The organism is Streptomyces sp. NRRL F-6492 (genome assembly GCF_001280125.1).
In the GTDB taxonomy this organism is placed as follows: domain Bacteria; phylum Actinomycetota; class Actinomycetes; order Streptomycetales; family Streptomycetaceae; genus Streptomyces.
The window spans coordinates 25,191-45,407 of sequence record NZ_LGEG01000138.1; the positions used below are offsets into that span (position 1 = coordinate 25,191).

Annotated in this window: 17 protein-coding genes; 14 read left to right on the forward strand and 3 right to left on the reverse strand. The window is 73.5% G+C overall.

Going from position 1 to position 20,217, the window contains the following annotated elements; translation table 11 throughout:
- The first annotated feature begins 18 nt into the window (after positions 1 to 18).
- The gene (locus ADL08_RS12610; protein ID WP_053642213.1) at positions 19 to 1,536 is read left to right on the forward strand and encodes a PucR family transcriptional regulator ligand-binding domain-containing protein; all 1,518 of its coding nucleotides are present in this window, start codon (positions 19 to 21) and stop codon (positions 1,534 to 1,536) included.
- Positions 1,537 to 1,545: 9 nt separating this feature from the next.
- On the opposite strand, the gene ADL08_RS12615 is transcribed toward ADL08_RS12610, so the two are convergent.
- Positions 1,546 to 2,196: a hypothetical protein gene (locus tag ADL08_RS12615; RefSeq protein WP_053642214.1), complete on the reverse strand. Its 651-nt coding sequence runs from the start codon at positions 2,194 to 2,196 to the stop codon at positions 1,546 to 1,548.
- Between the two features lie 163 nt (positions 2,197 to 2,359).
- Between ADL08_RS12615 and ADL08_RS12620 the strand changes: the two genes are divergently transcribed.
- From ADL08_RS12620 to ADL08_RS12635, 4 genes are all read left to right on the forward strand, one after another.
- The gene (locus ADL08_RS12620; protein ID WP_053642216.1) at positions 2,360 to 3,478 is read left to right on the forward strand and encodes a helix-turn-helix domain-containing protein; all 1,119 of its coding nucleotides are present in this window, start codon (positions 2,360 to 2,362) and stop codon (positions 3,476 to 3,478) included.
- Between the two features lie 76 nt (positions 3,479 to 3,554).
- Positions 3,555 to 4,712: an acyl-CoA dehydrogenase family protein gene (locus ADL08_RS12625; protein ID WP_053642218.1), complete on the forward strand. Its 1,158-nt coding sequence runs from the start codon at positions 3,555 to 3,557 to the stop codon at positions 4,710 to 4,712.
- Positions 4,713 to 5,585, forward strand: coding sequence for an acyl-CoA thioesterase (locus ADL08_RS12630; protein WP_053642220.1), 873 nt, complete (start codon positions 4,713 to 4,715; stop codon positions 5,583 to 5,585).
- A 19-nt stretch (positions 5,586 to 5,604) separates the two neighbouring features.
- Positions 5,605 to 6,555, forward strand: coding sequence for a cation diffusion facilitator family transporter (locus ADL08_RS12635; RefSeq protein ID WP_053642222.1), 951 nt, complete (start codon positions 5,605 to 5,607; stop codon positions 6,553 to 6,555).
- 9 nt (positions 6,556 to 6,564) lie between these two features.
- On the opposite strand, the gene ADL08_RS12640 is transcribed toward ADL08_RS12635, so the two are convergent.
- Together ADL08_RS12640 and ADL08_RS12645 are read right to left on the reverse strand one after the other, a co-directional pair.
- A complete protein-coding gene (locus tag ADL08_RS12640) occupies positions 6,565 to 7,344 on the reverse strand; it encodes a phosphatase (protein WP_053642224.1) in 780 nt (259 codons plus the stop codon).
- A 78-nt stretch (positions 7,345 to 7,422) separates the two neighbouring features.
- A complete protein-coding gene (locus ADL08_RS12645) occupies positions 7,423 to 8,022 on the reverse strand; it encodes a TetR/AcrR family transcriptional regulator (protein ID WP_053642225.1) in 600 nt (199 codons plus the stop codon).
- Positions 8,023 to 8,109: 87 nt separating this feature from the next.
- Here ADL08_RS12645 and ADL08_RS12650 point away from each other — a divergent pair, with 87 nt between their 5' ends.
- From ADL08_RS12650 to ADL08_RS12690, 9 genes are all read left to right on the forward strand, one after another.
- Positions 8,110 to 9,717 carry a carboxyl transferase domain-containing protein gene (locus tag ADL08_RS12650; protein WP_053642227.1) on the forward strand — a complete coding sequence of 536 codons (1,608 nt, stop codon included), beginning with the start codon at positions 8,110 to 8,112 and terminating at the stop codon, positions 9,715 to 9,717.
- Between the two features lie 59 nt (positions 9,718 to 9,776).
- Positions 9,777 to 11,717 (forward strand): biotin carboxylase N-terminal domain-containing protein, encoded by a 1,941-nt coding sequence (locus tag ADL08_RS12655; protein WP_053642229.1) that lies wholly within the window; start codon positions 9,777 to 9,779, stop codon positions 11,715 to 11,717.
- A 17-nt stretch (positions 11,718 to 11,734) separates the two neighbouring features.
- The gene (locus tag ADL08_RS12660; protein WP_053642308.1) at positions 11,735 to 12,652 is read left to right on the forward strand and encodes a hydroxymethylglutaryl-CoA lyase; all 918 of its coding nucleotides are present in this window, start codon (positions 11,735 to 11,737) and stop codon (positions 12,650 to 12,652) included.
- Between the two features lie 8 nt (positions 12,653 to 12,660).
- Positions 12,661 to 13,821 carry an acyl-CoA dehydrogenase family protein gene (locus ADL08_RS12665; protein ID WP_053642231.1) on the forward strand — a complete coding sequence of 387 codons (1,161 nt, stop codon included), beginning with the start codon at positions 12,661 to 12,663 and terminating at the stop codon, positions 13,819 to 13,821.
- A gap of 196 nt (positions 13,822 to 14,017) precedes the next feature.
- Complete coding sequence (locus tag ADL08_RS12670) at positions 14,018 to 14,881, forward strand: siderophore-interacting protein (RefSeq protein ID WP_053642310.1); 864 nt, start codon at positions 14,018 to 14,020, stop codon at positions 14,879 to 14,881.
- Positions 14,882 to 15,058: 177 nt separating this feature from the next.
- Positions 15,059 to 16,498 carry a pyridoxal phosphate-dependent decarboxylase family protein gene (locus ADL08_RS12675; protein ID WP_053642233.1) on the forward strand — a complete coding sequence of 480 codons (1,440 nt, stop codon included), beginning with the start codon at positions 15,059 to 15,061 and terminating at the stop codon, positions 16,496 to 16,498.
- Between the two features lie 100 nt (positions 16,499 to 16,598).
- On the forward strand, positions 16,599 to 17,858 hold the full coding sequence (locus ADL08_RS12680) for a lysine N(6)-hydroxylase/L-ornithine N(5)-oxygenase family protein (RefSeq protein ID WP_053642312.1): 1,260 nt from the start codon (positions 16,599 to 16,601) through the stop codon (positions 17,856 to 17,858).
- The gene (locus ADL08_RS12685) at positions 17,855 to 18,385 is read left to right on the forward strand and encodes a GNAT family N-acetyltransferase (RefSeq protein ID WP_053642234.1); all 531 of its coding nucleotides are present in this window, start codon (positions 17,855 to 17,857) and stop codon (positions 18,383 to 18,385) included. Before ADL08_RS12680 ends, ADL08_RS12685 begins: the two co-directional genes overlap by 4 nt.
- Positions 18,382 to 20,172, forward strand: a complete 1,791-nt coding sequence (locus tag ADL08_RS12690) for an IucA/IucC family protein (protein ID WP_053642236.1) — start codon at positions 18,382 to 18,384, stop codon at positions 20,170 to 20,172. Before ADL08_RS12685 ends, ADL08_RS12690 begins: the two co-directional genes overlap by 4 nt.
- Positions 20,173 to 20,217: the final 45 nt, after the last annotated feature.

A 20,217-nucleotide genomic window follows, 5' to 3' on the forward strand; every position in this document is an offset into this window, starting at 1 on the left:
GTGGTGTACGAAGGGTCCATGACGACGAGCCCCGCGCACCCCGCCTCCACTCCCCCGGCCCCGCCGGTCCCGCTGGCCGCGCTGCTCGCCCGCCGGGACCTGGGCCTGCGGCTGCTCGCCGGGCCCGGGGACGCCTCCCTGCACTGGGTGCACACCTCGGAGATGGCCGACCCGTACCCGTACCTGCTCGGCGGGGAGCTGCTGATGACGGCGGGCGTGCAGCTCGCCGATCCGGCGCGGTACGTGGAGCGGGTGGCGGAGGCGGGGGCGGCGGCGCTCGCGTTCGGCGTGACGCCGGTGTACGACACGGTCCCGGCGGAGCTGGTCGGGGCCTGCGAACGCCGGGGCCTGCCCCTCGTGGAGGTGCCGCCGCGCACCCCGTTCACGGCGGTGGCGCGGGCGGTGTGGCGGCTGATGGCGGAGGCCCGGCTGCACGAGCTGCGCCGGGTGACGGAGGCCCAGCGGGCCCTGGCGACGGCGGCGGCCCGGCCGGCCCCGGTCCCGGCGGTCCTCGGCGCGCTCGCCGCCCGGCTCGGCGGCCGCGCGGTCCTCTTCGCCCCGGACGGCACGGAGGCGGCGACGGCCGGCCGGGAGGTCCCCGCGGAGGCGTCCCGGGCGCTGCGGGAGCTGGCGGGGGTGCTCGGCCCGCGCCCCGGCGGCCCGGCGTCGGCGGGCGGGGAGGGCGGCGGCCTGCGCCTGGCGGCGTACGCGCTGGGCGGCGGCGACGGGCCGGCCCTGGGGGTGGCGACGGAGCGGCGGGACCCCGGCGACCACACGATCGCGGGCGTCGCGGTGGTCCTCCTCTCCCTCCTGACGGCCCCGCACCGGGGCGCGGACGCGGCGGTACGGGACGCGGCCCTGGTCCGGCTGCTCCTGGGCGCGTCCCCGGCGGAGGCGGCGGCCGCCCTGGACCCGGGCCCGTGGACGGTGGTCCACGCGCGGGGCGGCGACGGCACCCCGTTCGCGACGGCGGACCTGGCGGCGGCGCTGGGGACGGCGCTGGTGGAGCCGGAGGGGGCCACCGGTGCCGGGGAGACGGACACGACGGCAGCGCCGGGAAAGGCCCTTGGGGAGGCAGGAGCGGCCCGTGTCTCCGGGGCGGCCCCCGCCTCCGTACGACTCCTTCTGCCCGCTTCCTCCGCCGTCACCGCCCGGCCCGGCTGGTTTCTCGGCGTCTCCGCCCCGGCCGCCGCCGGGGACCTCCCCGCCGCCGACGCGCAGGCGGCGCGGGCCCTGCGCCGGGCGGAGGCCACCCGGACGGCGCTCGTGCGCCACCGCCCCGGCGGCCTCGCGTCCCTCGTGGACCCGGACGAGGCCGCCGCCCACGCCCGGACCCTCCTCGCCCCCCTGGGCGAACCGCTCAGGGAGACCCTGCGCGTCTGGCTCTCCCTGCACGGCGGCTGGGACCGGACGGCGGTGGCCCTGGACGTCCACCGCAACACGGTCCGCCAGCGCATCGCCCGCTGCGCGGCGCTCCTCGACCGGGACCTGGACGACCCGGACGTGCGGATGGAGCTGTGGTTCGCGCTCGGGTGAGGCGGTGTGTCACCCGAGCTTGTCGACGGCGGTCTTCGTCGTGGTGCGGAAGGCGGTCAGCGGGGCGTCCTCGAGATCGCCCAGCTGGCCCCAGCGGACGAGGGTGACGGTGCGGCCGTCGCGGCCGACGGAGAAGAGGTGGATGTCGGTGCTGCCGATCTGCGGGTCGGCGGTGTCCAGGCTGTAGACCCAGGCGCCCTCCTCGACGTCGATCTTGCCGTGGGAGGCGCTGACGGCGTGCAGGCCCGGGTTCTGCTGTTCGAGCAGGGGCCCGCAGCCGGCCAGGGCCTTGCGGAGGGTGTCGACCAGCTTCACGGCGTCGGCCTCGGTGCGGGCGACGGTGGTGACCTGGACGCCGTTGGTGTCGAGCTCGGTGTTGAACTCGCGGTGGCGGGTGTTCCGCGCCGGGATCTTGTACGGGGCGCAGAGGACGCCGCCGTTCTCCGGGACGCCGGTGAAGACCCGGGTGGCGGTCCACGGCGTCGAGGACGGCGGCAGCTGCGCCGGCGTCAGGAAGGTGGAGCCGTGCGGGTACGGGAACGCCTGGCCGGCCCGGGCCCGCTGGGCCGCCGCCGTGTCCGCCTGGGACGGGACGGCGGCGAGGGCCACGAGGCCGGCGGCGGCGGTGAGGGCGGCGAGTGCGGTGCGGAGCTTGTTCATGGTGGTGGATCCCCCGTCGGGTGGTTCGGTCGGTGCTCCACCAGCGTCGGGCCCCCGCCCGCCCCGGGCAACGGTGCCGCGCCCACCACCCGTCCCGGAACCATTCCACCCCTGCTGACGTGCAAGGACGTGAAGGGTGGGACGTGGGGTCAAGGGGGATGGAATGCCGAAGGACGTCGCCGTCGAGGAGTTCGCGCGGCTCGTGCGCGCGCTGAAGGCGCGGGACGGGAGGAGCTACGAGGCGCTGGGCCGGCGCCTGAGCGTCAGCGCGTCCACCCTCCACCGCTACTGCTCGGGCGCGACCGTCCCGGAGGAGTTCGCCGTGGTCGACCGCCTCGCCCTGCTGTGCGGGGCGGACGAGGAGGAGCGACGGGCCCTGGCGGCGGCCTGGACCCGCGCGGACGGCGCCCGCCGCCCTCCGGCGCCCGAGCCCGGCCCGGAGCCGGAGCCGGCACCCGAGCCCGGGCCCGCGCCCGCGCCGGAACCCGTGCACGCGCCCGTGCCGGACCTCCCGCCCCGGTGGCGGAGGCGTCGGTGGGGGTGGACGGGCGTGGTCGGCGGGGCGCTGGCGGTCGTGGGGGCGGTGACGCTCGGAGCCGTACTCCTGCCCGGGAAGGCCCGGGAGCGGGCCGTCGAGCCGCCGGCGCCGCTGACGTGGACGGTCGCCTCGCACCTCTGGAAGAACGGGTGCGGGCACACCTATCTCGTCGAGCGGACGCCCCCTCCCCCGCCGGAGGCGGCCGACGCGCGGAGCTGGGCGGCGGCGCAGGGGGCCGTGGACGGCGGGGAGACGCTGGTGCGGGTGTCGGTGCAGGGGAGGGGCGCGGCGGCGGTGGTGCTCCAGGCGCTGCACGTGCGGGTGGTGCAGCGGGGCGCGCCGCTGCCGTGGGCGGCGTACCGGATGGACGACGGGTGCGGCGGGGCGGTGACGCCGCGCCGCTTCGAGGTGGACCTGGACCGGCCGCGGCCGGTGGCGCGGGCGCGGGACGGGTACGACGCCTCCGGGCAGGAGGGCCGGACGCTCCCGGCGGTCTCCTTCCCGTACGCGGTCAGCGCCGCCGAGCCGGAGGAGCTGCTGGTCTCGGCGGGGACGGCGGGGTGCGACTGCCGCTGGTACCTGGAGCTGGAGTGGAGCTCGGAGGGGCGCCGGGGCACGGTCCGGATCGGGGACGAGGACGGCGCACCCTTTCGGACGAGCGGGGCGAAGGGGCGGCCCGGGTACGGATACGACTCCGTGGGGCGGGCCTGGATCACAGGGGAGAGGTCTGGACAGGGTGGGTGACCGCTGGGTAACTTCGTTGACGACAGACTGAGCAAGCGCTTAGAAAACTGGGCCCGCACACCGGAGGAGTCGCACCGTGCGCCGTACCGTATTCGACGAGGACCACGAGGCGTTCCGGGAGACCATCCGGGCCTTCATCGAGGCCGAGGTCGTCCCCGTCTACGACGAGTGGTTCGCGGCCGGCCAGGCGCCCCGCGACTTCTACTACAAGCTCGGCGAGCTGGGCATCTTCGGCATCAACGTGCCCGAGGAGTTCGGCGGCGCGGGCCTGGACACCCACAAGTTCGAGGCGGTCCTCTACGAGGAGACCTCGCGCGCGGGCGTCCAGTTCGGCGGCTCCGGCGTCCACGTCCTGCTCGCCCTGCCGTACATCAAGATGCTGGCCACCGGGGACCAGAAGAAGCGCTACCTGCCGAAGTTCGTCTCCGGCGAGGAGATGTGGGCGCTCGCCATGACCGAGCCGGGCACCGGCTCCGACGTCGCGGGCATGAAGACCACCGCCAAGCTCTCCGAGGACGGCACCCACTACGTCCTCAACGGCGCCAAGACCTTCATCACCGGCGGCGTCCACGCCGACCGCGTGATCGTCTGCGCCCGCACCTCCGCCCCGTCGGCCGAGGACCGCCGCTTCGGCATCTCCCTCTTCGCCGTGGACACCACGTCCGAGGGCTACTCGATCGGCCGCAAGCTGGACAAGCTCGGCCTGCGCACCTCCGACACCGCCGAGCTGGCGTTCGTCGACGTGAAGGTGCCGGTCGAGGACCTGCTCGGCGAGGAGGGCAAGGGCTTCTCCTACCTGGGCCACAACCTGGCCTCCGAGCGCTGGGGCATCGCCTTCGGCGCCTACGCGCAGGCCAAGGCCGCCGTCCGCTTCGCCCAGCAGTACGTCACGGACCGCACGGTCTTCGGCAAGACGGTCGCCTCCTTCCAGAACACCAAGTTCGAGCTGGCCGCCTGCCAGGCCGAGGTCGACGCCGCCGAGGCCGTCGCGGACCGCGCCCTGGAGGCCCTGGACGCGGGCGAGCTGACCCCGGCCGAGGCCGCGAGCGCCAAGCTGTTCTGCACCGAGGTCGCCCACCGCGTCATCGACCGCTGCCTCCAGCTGCACGGCGGCTACGGCTACATGAACGAGTACCCGATCGCCCGCCTGTACGCGGACAACCGCGTCAACCGCATCTACGGCGGCACCAGCGAGATCATGAAGTCGATCATCGCGAAGTCGATGGGCCTGTAGGTGCCCGAGGCGCACGACGCCCTGGATTCCCTGCTCGATCTGCTCGACCTGGAGCGGATCGAGCGGGACATCTTCCGGGGCAGGTCCCGGTCCTCGCTCGTCCCCCGCGTCTTCGGCGGCCAGGTGGCCGCCCAGGCGCTGGTGGCGGCGGGCCGGACCGTGCCCGGAGACCGTCTCGCGCACTCCCTGCACGCGTACTTCCTGCGTCCCGGCGACCCCGGCGCGCCGATCGTGTACTCGGTCGACCGCATCCGGGACGGGCGCTCCTTCACCACCCGCCGGGTCGTCGCCGTCCAGCACGGACAGCCGATCTTCCACCTCTCCGCCTCCTTCCAGGCGTACGAGGAGGGGCTGGACCACCAGGCGGACGTGCCGGCCGCGCCGGACCCGGAGACGCTGCCGACGGCCGGGGAGATGCTGCCCCGGCACCTGCCGGAGGACGTGGCCCGGCGGCTCGTCGAGGCCCGCGCGGCCTTCGACCTGCGGTACGGGGACACCCCGCCCTGGGGCTCGGTCGGGGAGCCGCGCGAACCGCGCTCGCAGGTGTGGTTCCGCACCAACGGCAAGCTCGCCGACGACCCCCTGCTGCACGTCTGTCTGGCGACGTACGTCTCCGACATGACGCTGCTCGACTCCGTCCTGCTCGCGCACGGGCGGGGCGGCTGGGCCGTCGGGGACGTGGTGGGGGCCTCCCTCGACCACGCCATGTGGTTCCACCGGCCCTTCCGGGCCGACGAGTGGCTCCTGTACGACCAGGAGTCCCCCTCCTCCGGCGGCGGGCGCGGTCTCGGCCAGGCCAGGATCTGGACGCGGGACGGGAAGCTGGCCATCTCGGTCATCCAGGAGGGTGTCGTTCGCGTGCCGCGCTCCTGACCGGGCATACGTTCCGACCATGGGGCGAAAGGCGAAGGACGGGAACGGCGAGAGCACCTTCACCGTGCTCGTGGCGGCGGGGGCGAACCTCGGGATCGCCGTCGCCAAGGCCGTGGCGGGTCTGATCAGCGGGTCGAGCGCGATGATGTCGGAGGCGGCCCACTCGGTCGCCGACACCGTCACCGAGGTCATGCTGCTCACCGCGCTCCGGCGGAGCGGGAAGCCGGCCGACGAGGACCACCCGGTCGGGTACGCGGGCGAGCGGTACGTCTGGGCGATGCTGGCGGCCGTCGCGACCTTCGTCGGCGGCGCGGTCTTCTCCGTCTACGACGGGATCCACACCCTCACCCACGGCGAGGAGCTGGGCGACCCGCTCGTCTCGTACGTCGTCCTCGCCCTCGCCTTCCTCCTGGAGGGCTTCTCGCTGCGGACCGGGCTCCGGCAGGTCAGGGGCGAGGCGAAGGAGCGGGGCACCCCGCTCGCGGCCTATCTGCGGCGCACCCCCGACACCACCGTCAAGGCGGTCGTCATGGAGGACTCGGCCGCCCTCGCCGGACTGCTGCTCGCGGCCGGCGGCCTGCTCGGCGGCCAGCTCACCGGTTCCGGCGTCTGGGACGGGATCGCCTCGATCCTCATCGGCGCCCTGCTCGTGTACGTGGCCTGGGTGCTCGGCCGCTCCAACGCCGAGCTGCTCGTCGGCCGCCCGCTGCCGAAGGAGATGCGGGACGCCGTGCGCGCGGAGCTGCTGTCCGTCCCGCAGGTCGCGGGCGTGCTCGACCTGACGACCCTCATCCAGGGGCCGGGCGAGGCGCTGGTCGCCGCCAAGGTCGACTTCCGGGACGGGGCCACGGCCGAGGAGGTCGAGTGGGCCTGCGAGGAGGCCGAGGACCGGCTCCGCGCGCGCGTGCCGGCGGTCCGCCGGGTGTACCTGGACCCGACGCCGGGCCGGGGGCGGCGCGGGCCGGAGTGAGCCCGCGCGTCAGCCCAGACCGGCCGCGTCGAGCAGGTACGCGGTCATCGGCTCGTAGGAGCGGGGGTCCAGGACGTGGTCGTCGAGCGGGATCGTGACCTGCATCGTGCCCTCGGCCTCGCCCAGGAAGAGGGCGGGGTCGTTGCAGTCCGCGTAGCCGACGGAGTCGATGCCGCGCTGGCCCGCGCGCCCGGCCCAGCCGTGGTCCGCGACCACCAGGTCGGGCGCGGGCTCGCCGAGGACCTCCAGGCCGTCCAGGATCGCGTTCATCGGCTCCGGGGAGTGGGTGTGCCAGAGGCTGGCGCCCCGCTCGAAGACGGCGACGTCCGCGAACTGCACGACGTACCCCTCGTCCGCGATCAGGCCGCCGGGGATGCGGACGATGTCGCAGCCCCGGGCGCGCAGCGCGGCCGCGACCCGGCTGTGGACGTCGATGAGGGAGCCGGGGTGGCCGGTCGCGAAGAGGACCCGCTCCCGGCCCTCGGCGGCCTTGCGCAGCCGGGCGGCGGCCCGGTCGAGGGCGTCCACGGTCAGCTCGGGGTCGATGGTGTCCTGGCCGGTCCGGTGGGCCGGGTCGTCGACGACGCCGCACCGCTCGGCCATCACGGCGAGCACGTCCTGTTCGTCGGTCCAGCGGTCGCCGAGCTCCAGGCCGAGCCAGTAGTGCCGGTCGCCGTTGGCGAGCCTTCTGTAGTGGGAGAGGTTGTTGTCGCGCGGGGTGGCGACGTCTCCCGCGATCCGGGTGCGGACGAGGTGCTCGACGAGGGCGGGGCGGCTGAGTATCGGCATGGGTCTCATTCTGTCCGAGCGCCGGGGGCGACGGGGACCGCGTTCCGTCCCGTGGACCGGCGGGGGTGCGGGGAAGCGTCAGGAGACCGCGAGCGCCCCGAAGGCCCCGTGGGCCAGGCGGCGCAGGAGTTCCTCCATGGGGCGGCGGCCGAGGGCGGCCAGGTGGGGGGTGGAGTTGAGCAGGCCGAAGACCGCGTGGACGGCGGTGCGGGCCTCGCTCTCGGGGGCGTCCGGGTACAGCTCGCGGACCGTCGTCACCCACAGTTCCACGTACTGCCGCTGGAGCTTGCGGACCCGCTTGCGGTCCTCGTCCCTGAGCCGGTCCAGCTCCCGGTCGTGGAGGGTGATCAGGGGCCGGTCGTCGAGGGCGAAGTCGATGTGCCCGTCGATGAGGGCGCCGAGCAGGGCCCGGGGGTCGCCCGCCGCCTCTCCGGCCCGCAGCCGGCCCCCGTCGAGGAGCCGCTCGCTGATGCCGACGAGCAGTTCGGCGAGCATCGCGTCCTTGCCGGGGAAGTGCCGGTAGAGGCCGGGGCCGCTGATGCCGACGGCGGCCCCTATCTCGTCCACGCCCACGCCGTGGAAACCGCGCTCGGCGAAGAGGCGGGCGGCCTCCTTGAGGATCTGCTCGCGGCGCGTGGGGGCGTCGGTCCTGCCGCCGGCGGTCGTAGTCGTGGCCATGGATTCGATTCTAGACAACCCCGTTAGCGGTCGTTAACCTGTCCGCCATACGTTAACGCTCATTAACCGGACAAGGGAGATCGGTCGATGCAGCAGGCACCCGTGCTGTCGAGTGCGGCGGACCCCGCCTCGCCGGCCTGGCAGGCGAACGAGGCCGCGCACCACGAGCTGGCCGCGACCCTGCGCGCCAAGCTCGCGGCGGCCGCGCTGGGCGGGGGTGAGAAGTCCCGGGCGCGGCACACCGCACGCGGCAAGCTGCTGCCCCGGGACCGGGTGGACACCCTCCTCGACCCGGGCTCGCCGTTCCTGGAGCTGGCCCCGCTCGCGGCCGACGGCATGTACGGCGGCCAGGCCCCGGCCGCCGGCGTCGTCGCGGGCATCGGGCGGGTCTCGGGCCGCGAGTGCGTGATCGTCGCGAACGACGCGACCGTCAAGGGCGGCACGTACTACCCGATGACGGTGAAGAAGCACCTCCGGGCCCAGGAGGTGGCCCTGGAGAACCGTCTCCCCTGCCTCTACCTGGTCGACTCCGGCGGCGCCTTCCTGCCGATGCAGGACGAGGTCTTCCCCGACCGGGAGCACTTCGGCCGGATCTTCTACAACCAGGCCCGGATGTCCGGCGCGGGCATCCCGCAGATCGCGGCCGTCCTCGGCTCCTGCACGGCCGGCGGCGCGTACGTCCCCGCGATGAGCGACGAGGCCGTGATCGTGCGGAACCAGGGCACGATCTTCCTCGGCGGCCCGCCGCTGGTGAAGGCCGCGACCGGCGAGGTCGTCACGGCCGAGGAACTGGGCGGCGGCGAGGTCCACTCCCGGATCTCCGGCGTCACCGACCACCTCGCCGAGGACGACGCCCACGCCCTGCGGATCGTGCGGAACATCGTCGCCACGCTCCCGGAGCGCGGCCCGCTGCCCTGGTCGGTCGAGCCGGCCGAGGAGCCGAAGGTCGACCCGTACGGGCTGTACGGGGCCGTGCCCGTCGACTCCCGCACCCCCTACGACGTGCGCGAGGTCATCGCCCGGGTCGTGGACGGCTCCCGCTTCCAGGAGTTCAAGGCCGAGTACGGGCAGACCCTGATCACCGGCTTCGCCCGGATCCACGGGCACCCGGTCGGCGTCGTCGCCAACAACGGCATCCTGTTCGCCGAGTCCGCCCAGAAGGGCGCGCACTTCATCGAGCTGTGCGACCAGCGCGGCATCCCGCTGGTGTTCCTCCAGAACATCACCGGCTTCATGGTCGGTAAGGCGTACGAGCACGGCGGCATCGCCAAGCACGGCGCCAAGATGGTCACGGCCGTGGCCACCACCCGGGTCCCGAAGCTGACCGTGGTCGTCGGCGGTTCGTACGGCGCGGGCAACTACTCGATGTGCGGCCGGGCCTACTCCCCCCGCTTCCTGTGGATGTGGCCCAACGCCAAGATCTCGGTCATGGGCGGCGAGCAGGCCGCCTCCGTCCTCGCGACCGTCAAGCGCGACCAGCTCGGCGACGACTGGAGCGCGGAGGAGGAAGAGGCCTTCAAGGCCCCGATCCGCGAGCAGTACGAGACCCAGGGCAGCGCCTACTACGCCACCGCCCGGCTGTGGGACGACGGGGTCATCGACCCCCTGGAGACCCGGCAGGTCCTCGGACTCGCCCTGACCGCCTGTGCCAACGCGCCCCTGGGTGACCCCCAGTTCGGCGTCTTCCGGATGTGAGAGGGCTCCAGGAGATGTCCCAGGAGATGCAGTCCACGGATGTGAGGGGATCCCAGGAGATGCCGTCCATGTTCGACACCGTCCTCGTCGCCAACCGGGGCGAGATCGCGGTCCGGGTCATCCGCACCCTGCGGGAGCTCGGCGTGCGCTCGGTGGCCGTGTACAGCGACGCGGACGCCGACGCCCGGCACGTGCGGGAGGCGGACACGGCGGTGCGGATCGGCCCGCCGCCGGCCGCCGAGTCGTACCTGTCCGTGCCCGCGCTGCTGGACGCGGCCCGCCGCACCGGCGCGCAGGCCGTCCACCCCGGCTACGGCTTCCTCGCGGAGAACGCCGGCTTCGCGCGGGCCTGCGCGGAGGCGGGGCTCGTCTTCATCGGGCCGTCCGCCGAGGCGATCTCCCTGATGGGCGACAAGATCCGGGCGAAGGAGACCGTGAAGGCGGCGGGCGTGCCCGTCGTCCCGGGCGCCGCCGATCCCGAACTGGCCGAGGCCGCCCGCGAACTGGGCGCGCCCGTGCTGCTCAAGCCCAGCGCGGGCGGCGGCGGCAAGGGCATGCGGCTCGTGCGGGACCTGGCGGTCCTGGACGAGGAGATCGCGGCGGCCCGGCGCGAGGCCCGCGCCTCCTTCGGCGACGACACGCTGCTGGTGGAGCGGTGGATCGACCGGCCCCGGCACATCGAGATCCAGGTCCTCGCCGACGCCCACGGGAACGTGCTGCACCTCGGGGAGCGCGAGTGCTCGCTCCAGCGGCGCCACCAGAAGATCGTGGAGGAGGCGCCGAGCGTCCTGCTGACCCCGGAGCTCCGGGCGGCGATGGGCGCGGCGGCGGTGGAGGCGGCCCGGTCCTGCGGCTATGTGGGCGCGGGCACGGTCGAGTTCATCGTCCCGGGCGGCGACCCCGCCTCGTACTGCTTCATGGAGATGAACACCCGGCTCCAGGTCGAGCACCCGGTGACCGAGCTGATCACCGGCGTCGACCTGGTGGAGTGGCAGCTGCGGGTCGCCGCCGGCGAGCCGCTGCCCTTCGCCCAGGAGGACGTCCGCCTGGACGGCTGGGCGATCGAGGCCCGGATCTGCGCCGAGGACCCGTCCCGCGGCTTCCTGCCCTCGGGCGGCACGGTCCTGGCGCTGAACGAGCCGCAGGGCGGCGGAGCGCGTACGGACTCGGGCCTGAGCGAGGGCACCGAGGTCTCGTCCCTCTACGACCCGATGCTGTCGAAGGTCATCGTGCACGCCCCGGACCGCCCCACGGCCCTGCGCCGGCTGCGCGCGGCCCTCGCGGACACGGTCACCCTCGGCGTCCCCACCAACGCGGGCTTCCTGCGCCGCCTCCTCGCCCACGAGGACGTGGTGAAGGGCGCCCTGGACACCGGCCTGGTGGAGCGCGAGGCGGAGGGGCTGGTCCCGAAGGACGTCCCGGCCGAGGTGTACGCGGCGGCGGCGGCCGTACGGCTCGCGGAGCTGGCCCCGGCGCCCCGGGACGGCTGGACGGACCCCTTCTCGGTGCCGAACGGCTGGCGCCTGGGCGGCGCTCCGGCCCCGCTCGCCTTCCCCCTGCGCGTACCGGGCCTCGAACCGGTCACGGTGGAGGCGCCGCCCGGCGCCCGGGTCACCGGCGCCTCGGTGACGGTCGTCGTGGACGGGGTCGGCCACCGCTTCCACCGCGCCGGCGCCTGGCTCGGCCGCGACGGCGACTCCTGGCACGTGCTCGACCACGACCCCGTCGAGGCCGCGCTCAGCGGGGCCGGGCGGGGCGGCGCGGACACGCTGGCCGCGCCGATGCCCGGCACCGTGACCGTCGTCAAGGTGGCCGTCGGGGACGAGGTGGAGGCCGGTCAGAGCCTGCTCGTCGTGGAGGCGATGAAGATGGAGCACGTCATCTCCGCCCCGCACGCCGGCACCGTCACCGAGCTGGACGTCACGCCCGGCACCACCGTCGCCATGGACCAGGTCCTGGCCGTGGTGACCCCGCACGAGACCCCCGGGGAGGACGCGTGAGCGCCGCCGGACTGCCGATGACCGTCCCCGGCCGCGGGCTCCCCGCCCGGGTCCGGATCCACGAGGTCGGGGCCCGCGACGGCCTCCAGAACGAGAAGACGGCCGTCCCGACGGAGGTGAAGGCGGAGTTCGTCCGCCGTCTCGCCGCCGCCGGGCTCGGCACCGTCGAGGCGACCAGCTTCGTGCACCCGAAGTGGGTGCCCCAGCTCGCCGACGCCGAGGACCTGTTCCCGCTGGTCCGCGACCTCCCGGTCCGCCTCCCGGTCCTGGTGCCGAACGAGCGCGGGCTCGACCGGGCCCTCGCGCTCGGCGCCCGGGAGATCGCCGTCTTCGCCTCGGCCACCGAGTCCTTCGCCAGGGCCAACCTCAACCGGACCGTGGACGAGGCCCTCGCCCTCTTCGCGCCGACCGTCATCCGGGCCATAGAGGCCGGTCTGAAGGTCCGCGGCTACCTGTCGATGTGCTTCGGCGACCCCTGGGAGGGCCCGGTCCCGATCGAGCGGGTCGTCCGGGTCGCCAAGGCCCTCGCCGACATGGGCTGCGACGAGCTGAGCCTCGGCGACACCATCGGCGTCGCCACCCCCGGCCACGTGGAGGCGCTGCTCACCGCGCTGGACGAGGCCGGGATCCCCGCCTCCCGCATCGCCGTGCACTTCCACGACACCTACGGGCAGGCCCTGTCCAACACCCTGGCCGCGCTGCGGCACGGGGTGACCACGGTCGACGCCTCCGCCGGCGGCCTCGGCGGCTGCCCGTACGCGAAGAGCGCGACCGGCAACCTCGCCACCGAGGACCTCGTGTGGATGCTCGACGGCCTCGGCATCGAGACCGGGGTCGATCTGGCCGCCCTCACCGCCACGAGCGTGTGGATGGCCGAACAGCTGGGCCGGCCCAGCCCGTCCCGTACCGTCCGCGCCCTCTCCCACAAGGAGTGAACAGCCCCATGTCCCTCGACCACCGGCTCTCCGCCGAGCACCAGGAACTCCGCCGCACCGTCGAGGCGTTCGCCCACGACGTGGTCGCGCCGAAGATCGGCGACTACTACGAGCGGCACGAGTTCCCGTACGAGATCGTCCGCGAGATGGGCCGCATGGGCCTGTTCGGGCTGCCGTTCCCCGAGGAGTACGGCGGCATGGGCGGCGACTACCTGGCCCTCGGGATCGCCCTGGAGGAGCTGGCCCGGGTGGACTCCTCGGTGGCCATCACCCTGGAGGCGGGCGTCTCGCTGGGCGCGATGCCGCTGCACCTGTTCGGCACCGAGGAGCAGAAGCGGGAGTGGCTGCCGAGGCTGTGCGCGGGCGAGCTCCTGGGCGCGTTCGGCCTGACCGAGCCCGGCGCGGGCTCGGACGCGGGCGGCACCCGCACGACGGCCGTCCGCGACGGCGACGAGTGGGTGATCAACGGCTCGAAGTGCTTCATCACCAACTCCGGCACGGACATCACGGGCCTGGTGACGGTCACGGCGGTCACCGGCCGCAAGCCCGACGGGCGCCCGCTGATCTCCTCGATCATCGTCCCCTCCGGCACCCCGGGCTTCACGGTCGCCGCCCCGTACTCCAAGGTCGGCTGGAACGCCTCGGACACCCGCGAGCTGTCCTTCGACGACGTCCGGGTGCCGGTGGGGAACCTGCTGGGCGAGGAGGGCCGGGGATACGCGCAGTTCCTCCGGATCCTGGACGAGGGCCGGGTCGCCATCGCGGCACTCGCGACGGGCCTGGCGCAGGGCTGTGTGGACGAGTCCGTGAAGTACGCGAAGGAACGTCACGCCTTCGGACGGCCGATCGGCGACAACCAGGCCATCCAGTTCAAGATCGCGGACATGGAGACCCGGGCGCACATGGCCCGGATCGGCTGGCGGGACGCGGCCTCGCGCCTGGTCCTGGGCGAGCCGTTCAAGAAGGAGGCGGCCATCGCGAAGCTGTACTCCTCCACGGTGGCGGTGGACAACGCCCGCGAGGCGACCCAGATCCACGGCGGGTACGGCTTCATGAACGAGTACCCGGTGGCCCGGATGTGGCGCGACTCGAAGATCCTGGAGATCGGCGAGGGCACCAGTGAGGTGCAGCGGATGCTGATCGCGCGGGAGTTGGGCCTGTCGGCCTGATCCGGCACGACCGTGACGCCCGTCGTCCCCTCCGGGGGCGGCGGGCTCCGTCGCGTCCGGGCCCCGGCTCCGGGGCACCCCCGACCGACCGGTGATTATGAGGTTAGGCTAACCTATGTTCGCCGCCGGACAGGGCGGCCCCCCGCACGCCCGGGAGACCCCCGTGGAGACCCCGTACCGAGAAGGCGCCCGCCCCATGACGCACACCGAGACCGCCCCCTTCCGGTTCTTCTCGCTCCGGGTCGACCGGACGCGGCGGCTCGGCCCGTCCCTGGTCCGGGTCACCTTCACCGGGGAGGACCTGAAGGGATTCGCCGCCGGCGGGCGCGACCAGTCCCTCTCCCTCTTCCTGCCGCACCCCGGCCAGGAGGCCCCCGTCCTGCCGCCCCTGGACGGGCGGGACATGTACGCGGTCCTGGGCGCCTGGCGGGCGATGCCCCACGGCGAGCGGGCCGTGATGCGCTCGTACACCGCCCGCGAGCAGCGCACCGGGCCGGACGAGCTGGACATCGACTTCGCGCTCCACGAGGACGGCGGGCCGGCCTGCCGCTGGGCCGGGAGCGCGGGGCCCGGCGACCGGGTGGTCGTCCTCGGCCCCGCCGTGGCCGACAACACGGCCGTCCGCTTCCGGCCGCCCGAGGACGCCGACTCCGTCGTGATCTGGGCGGACGAGACGGCCCTCCCGGCGGCCTCGGCCATCCTGGAGTGGCTGCCGGCCGGGACCCGCGCCCGGGTCTTCCTGGAGGTCCCGCACTCCGGCGACCGGACCGCGCTGCCGACCGCCGCCGACGCCGAGGTCACCTGGCTCGTACGGGAGGAGGGGGCGCCGTCCGCCGTGGACGCGGTGCGCGACGCCCGACTGCCGGGCGGCTCCCCGTACGTCTGGATCGCGGGCGAGTCCGGGTCGGTGAAGGCGCTGCGGCGGCACTTCGTGCGGGAGCGCGGACTCGACCGGCGCCGGGTGACGTTCGTCGGCTACTGGCGCAAGGGGCTGTCGGAGGACGCCCTGCGCGAGGTGCCGGACGAGACGCGGGAGGACGCGGCCCGCGACGGGGCGTGAGCCCGTCACGGCCCCCGTCCCCGCCACGTAATCCATCTCACTCAAGGCACCCCGTTCCGGGGTGGCTTGGCGGCACCCGGTGCCAAGAAATTAGGTTAGGCTCACCTACATTCCGGTGATCGCTTCCCCCGGCGGTCCCCCATGTCCCCCTCAGCGTTTCCTCCCGAAAGGGCCCCCATGCGCTCCCACCTGCTCAACGGCACCACGGCGGAGAGCTACCGTCGCTCCGTCACCGAAGGGGTCGGGCGGGTGGCGGACAAACTCGCCTCGGTGCGAGGGCCGTTCACCGGTACGACCCCCGCCGAACTGGCCCCCGTCATCGACGCCGTCGACCTCGACCGGCCGCTCGGAGACGTCTCCGCCGCCCTCGGCGAGCTGGAGGACGTCTACCTCCGCGACGCCGTCTACTTCCACCACCCCCGCTACCTGGGCCATCTGAACTGCCCGGTCGTCATCCCCGCCGTCGTCGGCGAGGCCGTCCTCTCGGCGGTCAACTCCTCCCTGGACACCTGGGACCAGAGCGCCGGCGGCACCCTCATCGAGCGGAAGCTGATCGACTGGACCAACGGCCGGGCCGGCTTCGGGCCCGCCGCCGACGGCGTGTTCACCAGCGGCGGTTCGCAGTCCAACCTCCAGGCCCTGCTCCTCGCCCGCGAGGAGGCCAAGACGGACGACCTGTCGAAGCTCCGGATCTTCTCCTCCGAGTGCAGCCACTTCAGCGTCCAGAAGTCGGCCGGCCTCCTCGGCCTGGGCGCCGCCGCCGTCGTCTCCGTCCCGGTCGACGCGGGCAGGCGGATGCGGGCCACCGCCCTCGCCGCCGAGCTGGCCGCCTGCCGCGCCGAGGGCCTGGTCCCGATGGCGGTCGTGGCCACCGCCGGCACCACCGACTTCGGCTCCATCGACCCGCTGCCCGAGATCGCCGCCCTGGCCGACGAGTACGGCGCCTGGATGCACGTCGACGCCGCCTACGGCTGCGGACTGCTCGCCTCCCCCACCCGCCGCCACCTCCTGGACGGCATCGAGCGGGCCGACTCGGTCACCGTCGACTTCCACAAGTCCTTCTTCCAGCCGGTGAGTTCCTCTGCGCTCCTGGTCCGCGACGGCGCCACCCTGCGCCACGCGACCTACCACGCGGACTACCTCAACCCGCTGCGCACGATCGCCGAGAAGATCCCGAACCAGGTCGACAAGTCCCTCCAGACCACCCGCCGGTTCGACGCGCTCAAGCTCTGGATGACCCTGCGGGTGATGGGCGCCGACGGCGTCGGCGGGCTCTTCGACGAGGTCTGCGCCCTGGCCCGGGAGGGCCACGCGCTGCTCGCCGCCGACCCCCGCTACGACGTCGTGACCGAGCCGAGCCTCTCCACGCTCGTCTACCGCTACGTCCCCGCGGGCGATACGGACCCCGAGGCCGTCGACCGGGCCAACCTGCACGCCCGCAAGGCCCTGTTCGCCTCCGGCGAGGCCGTCGTCGCCGGGACCAGGGTCGACGGCCGCCAGTACCTCAAGTTCACCCTGCTCAACCCCGAGACCACCGCCGCCGACATCGCGGCCGTCCTCGATCTGATAGCCGGCCACGCCGAGCAGTACCTGGGAGAGAACCTTGTCCACGCCTGAGAAGGCCCTGCCCGAGACGGCCCTGCCCGAGACGGCCCTGCCCGAGACGGCCGCGCCCGGGACCGCCACGTCCGGGACCGCCGCACGCGACACGGCTCGGATCCACGACTTCATCGGCATCGGGCTCGGTCCGTTCAACCTCGGACTCGCCTGCCTGACCGAGCCGATCGACGAGCTGGACGGCCTCTTCCTGGAGTCCAAGCCCGGCTTCGAGTGGCACTCCGGGATGTTCCTGGAGGGCGCCCACCTCCAGACCCCGTTCATGTCGGACCTGGTCACCCTCGCGGACCCGACCTCGCCGTACTCCTTCCTCAGCTACCTGAAGGAGAAGGGCCGCCTGTACTCGTTCTACATCCGGGAGAACTTCTACCCGCTGCGGACCGAGTACAACGACTACTGCCGTTGGGCCGCCGACAAGCTCACCTCGATCCGCTTCTCGACCACGGTCACCGCCGTCACCTTCGACGAGGCCGCCGAGGTGTACGAGGTGGCCACCGAGGGCGGCGCGACGCACCGCGCCCGCCGGATCGTCCTGGGCACCGGCACCCCGCCGTACGTCCCCGAGACCTGCCGGGACCTGGGCGGCGACCTGATCCACAACTCGCGCTACCTGCCGAACAAGGCGGAGCTCCAGAAGAAGAGGACGATCACCCTGGTCGGCAGCGGCCAGAGCGCCGCCGAGATCTACTACGACCTCCTGAGCGAGATCGACGTCCACGGCTACCGGCTCAACTGGGTGACCCGCTCCCCGCGCTTCTTCCCGCTGGAGTACACCAAGCTCACCCTGGAGATGACGTCCCCGGAGTACGTGGACTACTTCCACGCGCTGCCCGAGCGGACCCGCTACCGCCTGGAGACCGAGCAGAAGGGCCTCTTCAAGGGCATCGACGGCGAGCTGATCAACGCCATCTTCGACCTGCTCTACCAGAAGAACCTGAACGGCCCCGTGCCCACCCGGCTCCTCACCAACTCCGCGCTGCACAGCGCCGCGTACGACGAGGAGAGCGGCACGTACGCGCTCGGCCTGCGCCAGGAGGAGCAGGAGAAGGACTTCACCCTGGAGACCGACGGCCTGATCCTGGCCACCGGCTACAGGTACAGCGTCCCCGCCTTCCTGGAGCCGGTCCGCGACCGCCTCCGCTGGGACGGGCAGGGCCGCTTCGACGCGGCCCGCAACTACGCGATCGACACGACGGGACGCGGGATCTTCCTCCAGAACGCCGGCGTCCACACCCACTCGATCACCTCGCCCGACCTGGGCATGGGCCCGTACCGGAACGCCTACATCATCGGCGCGATGCTGGGCTACGAGTACTACCCCGTCGAGAAGACCATCGCCTTCCAGGAGTTCGCCGTATGAGCGTCCGCTTCCGCCCGCTCGACCCCGTCCAGGACGCGGAGCTGCTCCACGGCTGGGTCACCCACCCCAAGGCCGCCTTCTGGATGATGCAGGACGCGAGCCTGGAGGACGTCGTGCGCGAGTACACGGCCTTCGCCGAGCACCCGCACCACGAGGCGTTCGTCGGCCTGGTCGACGAGGTGCCCGCGATCCTCATGGAGCGCTACGACCCGGCCCACCTGGAGCTGGTCGGCCTCTACGAGCCGCGGCCGGGTGACGTCGGCATGCACTTCCTGGTGGCGCCCACCGACACCCCCGTGCACGGCTTCACCCGCAAGGTGATCACCGCCGTGATGGCGGAGCTGTTCGCCGACCCGGCGACCGCCCGCGTGGTCGTCGAGCCGGACGTCGACAACAAGGCCGTGCACGCGCTCAACGCGGCCGTGGGCTTCGTGCCCGAGCGCGAGATCCAGAAGCCGGAGAAGAAGGCCCTGCTGAGCTTCTGCACCCGGGCGCAGTTCGAGGCCGCCGTGGGAGCCGCCGCATGAGCACCGTTCCGCAGACCGCCGACCCCGTCGCCCACCTCACCCCCGGGCGCTGGGCCGACGCCAACCGCGCGCTGATCCGCAAGGGCCTCGCCGAGTTCGCCCACGAGCGGCTGCTCGACCCGCGCGAGCTGGGCGGGGGCCGGTACGAGGTCCTGTCCGACGACGGCGCGACCGCGTACCGCTTCGCCGCCGACCGGTACGCCCTCGACCACTGGCAGATCGACCCGGCGTCGATCACCCGCCACCGGGGCGACGACGAACTCCCCCTGGACGCGCTCCTCTTCATCACCGAGCTGCGCGGCGCCCTGGGCCTGAGCGACGAGATCCTGCCGGTCTACCTGGAGGAGATCTCCTCCACCCTGGCCGGCACGGCCTACAAGGCGACCAAGCCGCGGGTGTCCTCCGCCGACCTGGCCCGCGCCGGCTTCCAGGCGATCGAGACCGGGATGACCGAGGGCCACCCCTGCTTCGTCGCCAACAACGGCCGGCTCGGCTTCGGCGTCGACGAGTTCCGCGCGTACGCCCCCGAGGCCGCGAGCGACATCCACCTGATCTGGCTGGCCGCCCGCCGCGACCGGGCCGCCTTCACCGCCGGGGCGGGCATCGACTACGAGTCGTTCGTCCGCGCGGAGCTGGGCGACGCGGCGGTGGACGGCTTCGCGGCGACGCTCGCGGCGCGGGGCCTCGACCTCGCCGACTACCTCCTCATGCCGGTCCACCCCTGGCAGTGGTGGAACAAGCTGTCCGTCACCTTCGCCGCCGAGGTGGCGCAGGAGCGCCTGGTGTACCTGGGCGAGGGCGACGACGCGTATCTGGCGCAGCAGTCGATCCGTACCTTCTTCAACACCTCGGACCCGGCCAGGCACTACGTGAAGACGGCGCTCTCGGTCCTCAACATGGGCTTCATGCGGGGCCTTTCGGCCGCGTACATGGAGGCGACCCCGGCGATCAACGACTGGCTGCACGACCTGATCGAGTCGGACTCCGTCTTCAAGTCGGCCGGCTTCTCGATCATCCGGGAGCGGGCGGCGGTCGGCTACCGGCACCTGGAGTACGAGGCCGCCACCGACCGCTACTCCCCCTACCGCAAGATGCTGGCCGCGCTCTGGCGCGAGTCGCCGGTGCCGTCCCTCGCGGAGGGCGAGCGCCTGGCGACGATGGCCTCGCTGCTGCACGTGGACCACGCGGGCGCGTCCTTCGCGGGCGCGCTGATGAGGGAGTCGGACCTGGAGCCGGCGGTCTGGCTGAGGCAGTACCTCGACGCCTACCTCCTCCCGGTCCTCCACAGCTTCTACGCGTACGACCTGGCGTTCATGCCGCACGGCGAGAACGTGATCCTGGTCCTGGACGAGCGCGGCGCGGTCGTGCGGGCGGTCTTCAAGGACATCGCGGAGGAGATCGTCGTCATGGACCCTTCGGCGGTCCTGCCGCCGGCGGTGGAGCGGGTCCGCGCCGAGGTCCCGGAGGACATGAAGCTCCTCTCGGTCTTCACCGACGTCTTCGACTGCTTCTTCCGCTTCATGGCGGCGACGCTCGCGGCGGAGGGCGTCCTCGACGAGGACGGCTTCTGGCGCACGGTCGCGGAGTGCGTGCGCGGCTACCAGGAGGAGCACCCCGAGTTCGCGGCCCGCTTCGAGCGGTACGACGTGTTCGCGGAGACCTTCGCCCTGTCGGCCCTCAACCGCCTCCAGCTCCGCAACAACAAGCAGATGGTCGACCTCTCGGACCCGTCGGCGGCCCTCCAGCTCGTCGGCGACCTGGTGAACCCGATCGCCCGCTTCGCCTGACCCGGGACCGGTGCGGGCCCCGACGGAGACGGTCCTCCGCCGGGG

Coding starts and splice junctions, on each gene's coding strand:
- ADL08_RS12610 (WP_053642213.1), top strand. CDS start 19: ATGACGACGAGCCCCGCGCACCCCGCCTCCACTCCCCCGGCCCCGCCG.
- ADL08_RS12615 (WP_053642214.1), bottom strand. CDS start 2,196: ATGAACAAGCTCCGCACCGCACTCGCCGCCCTCACCGCCGCCGCCGGC.
- ADL08_RS12620 (WP_053642216.1), top strand. CDS start 2,360: ATGCCGAAGGACGTCGCCGTCGAGGAGTTCGCGCGGCTCGTGCGCGCG.
- ADL08_RS12635 (WP_053642222.1), top strand. CDS start 5,605: ATGGGGCGAAAGGCGAAGGACGGGAACGGCGAGAGCACCTTCACCGTG.
- ADL08_RS12640 (WP_053642224.1), bottom strand. CDS start 7,344: ATGCCGATACTCAGCCGCCCCGCCCTCGTCGAGCACCTCGTCCGCACC.
- ADL08_RS12645 (WP_053642225.1), bottom strand. CDS start 8,022: ATGGCCACGACTACGACCGCCGGCGGCAGGACCGACGCCCCCACGCGC.
- ADL08_RS12650 (WP_053642227.1), top strand. CDS start 8,110: ATGCAGCAGGCACCCGTGCTGTCGAGTGCGGCGGACCCCGCCTCGCCG.
- ADL08_RS12655 (WP_053642229.1), top strand. CDS start 9,777: ATGCCGTCCATGTTCGACACCGTCCTCGTCGCCAACCGGGGCGAGATC.
- ADL08_RS12660 (WP_053642308.1), top strand. CDS start 11,735: ATGACCGTCCCCGGCCGCGGGCTCCCCGCCCGGGTCCGGATCCACGAG.
- ADL08_RS12665 (WP_053642231.1), top strand. CDS start 12,661: ATGTCCCTCGACCACCGGCTCTCCGCCGAGCACCAGGAACTCCGCCGC.
- ADL08_RS12670 (WP_053642310.1), top strand. CDS start 14,018: ATGACGCACACCGAGACCGCCCCCTTCCGGTTCTTCTCGCTCCGGGTC.
- ADL08_RS12675 (WP_053642233.1), top strand. CDS start 15,059: ATGCGCTCCCACCTGCTCAACGGCACCACGGCGGAGAGCTACCGTCGC.
- ADL08_RS12685 (WP_053642234.1), top strand. CDS start 17,855: ATGAGCGTCCGCTTCCGCCCGCTCGACCCCGTCCAGGACGCGGAGCTG.
- ADL08_RS12690 (WP_053642236.1), top strand. CDS start 18,382: ATGAGCACCGTTCCGCAGACCGCCGACCCCGTCGCCCACCTCACCCCC.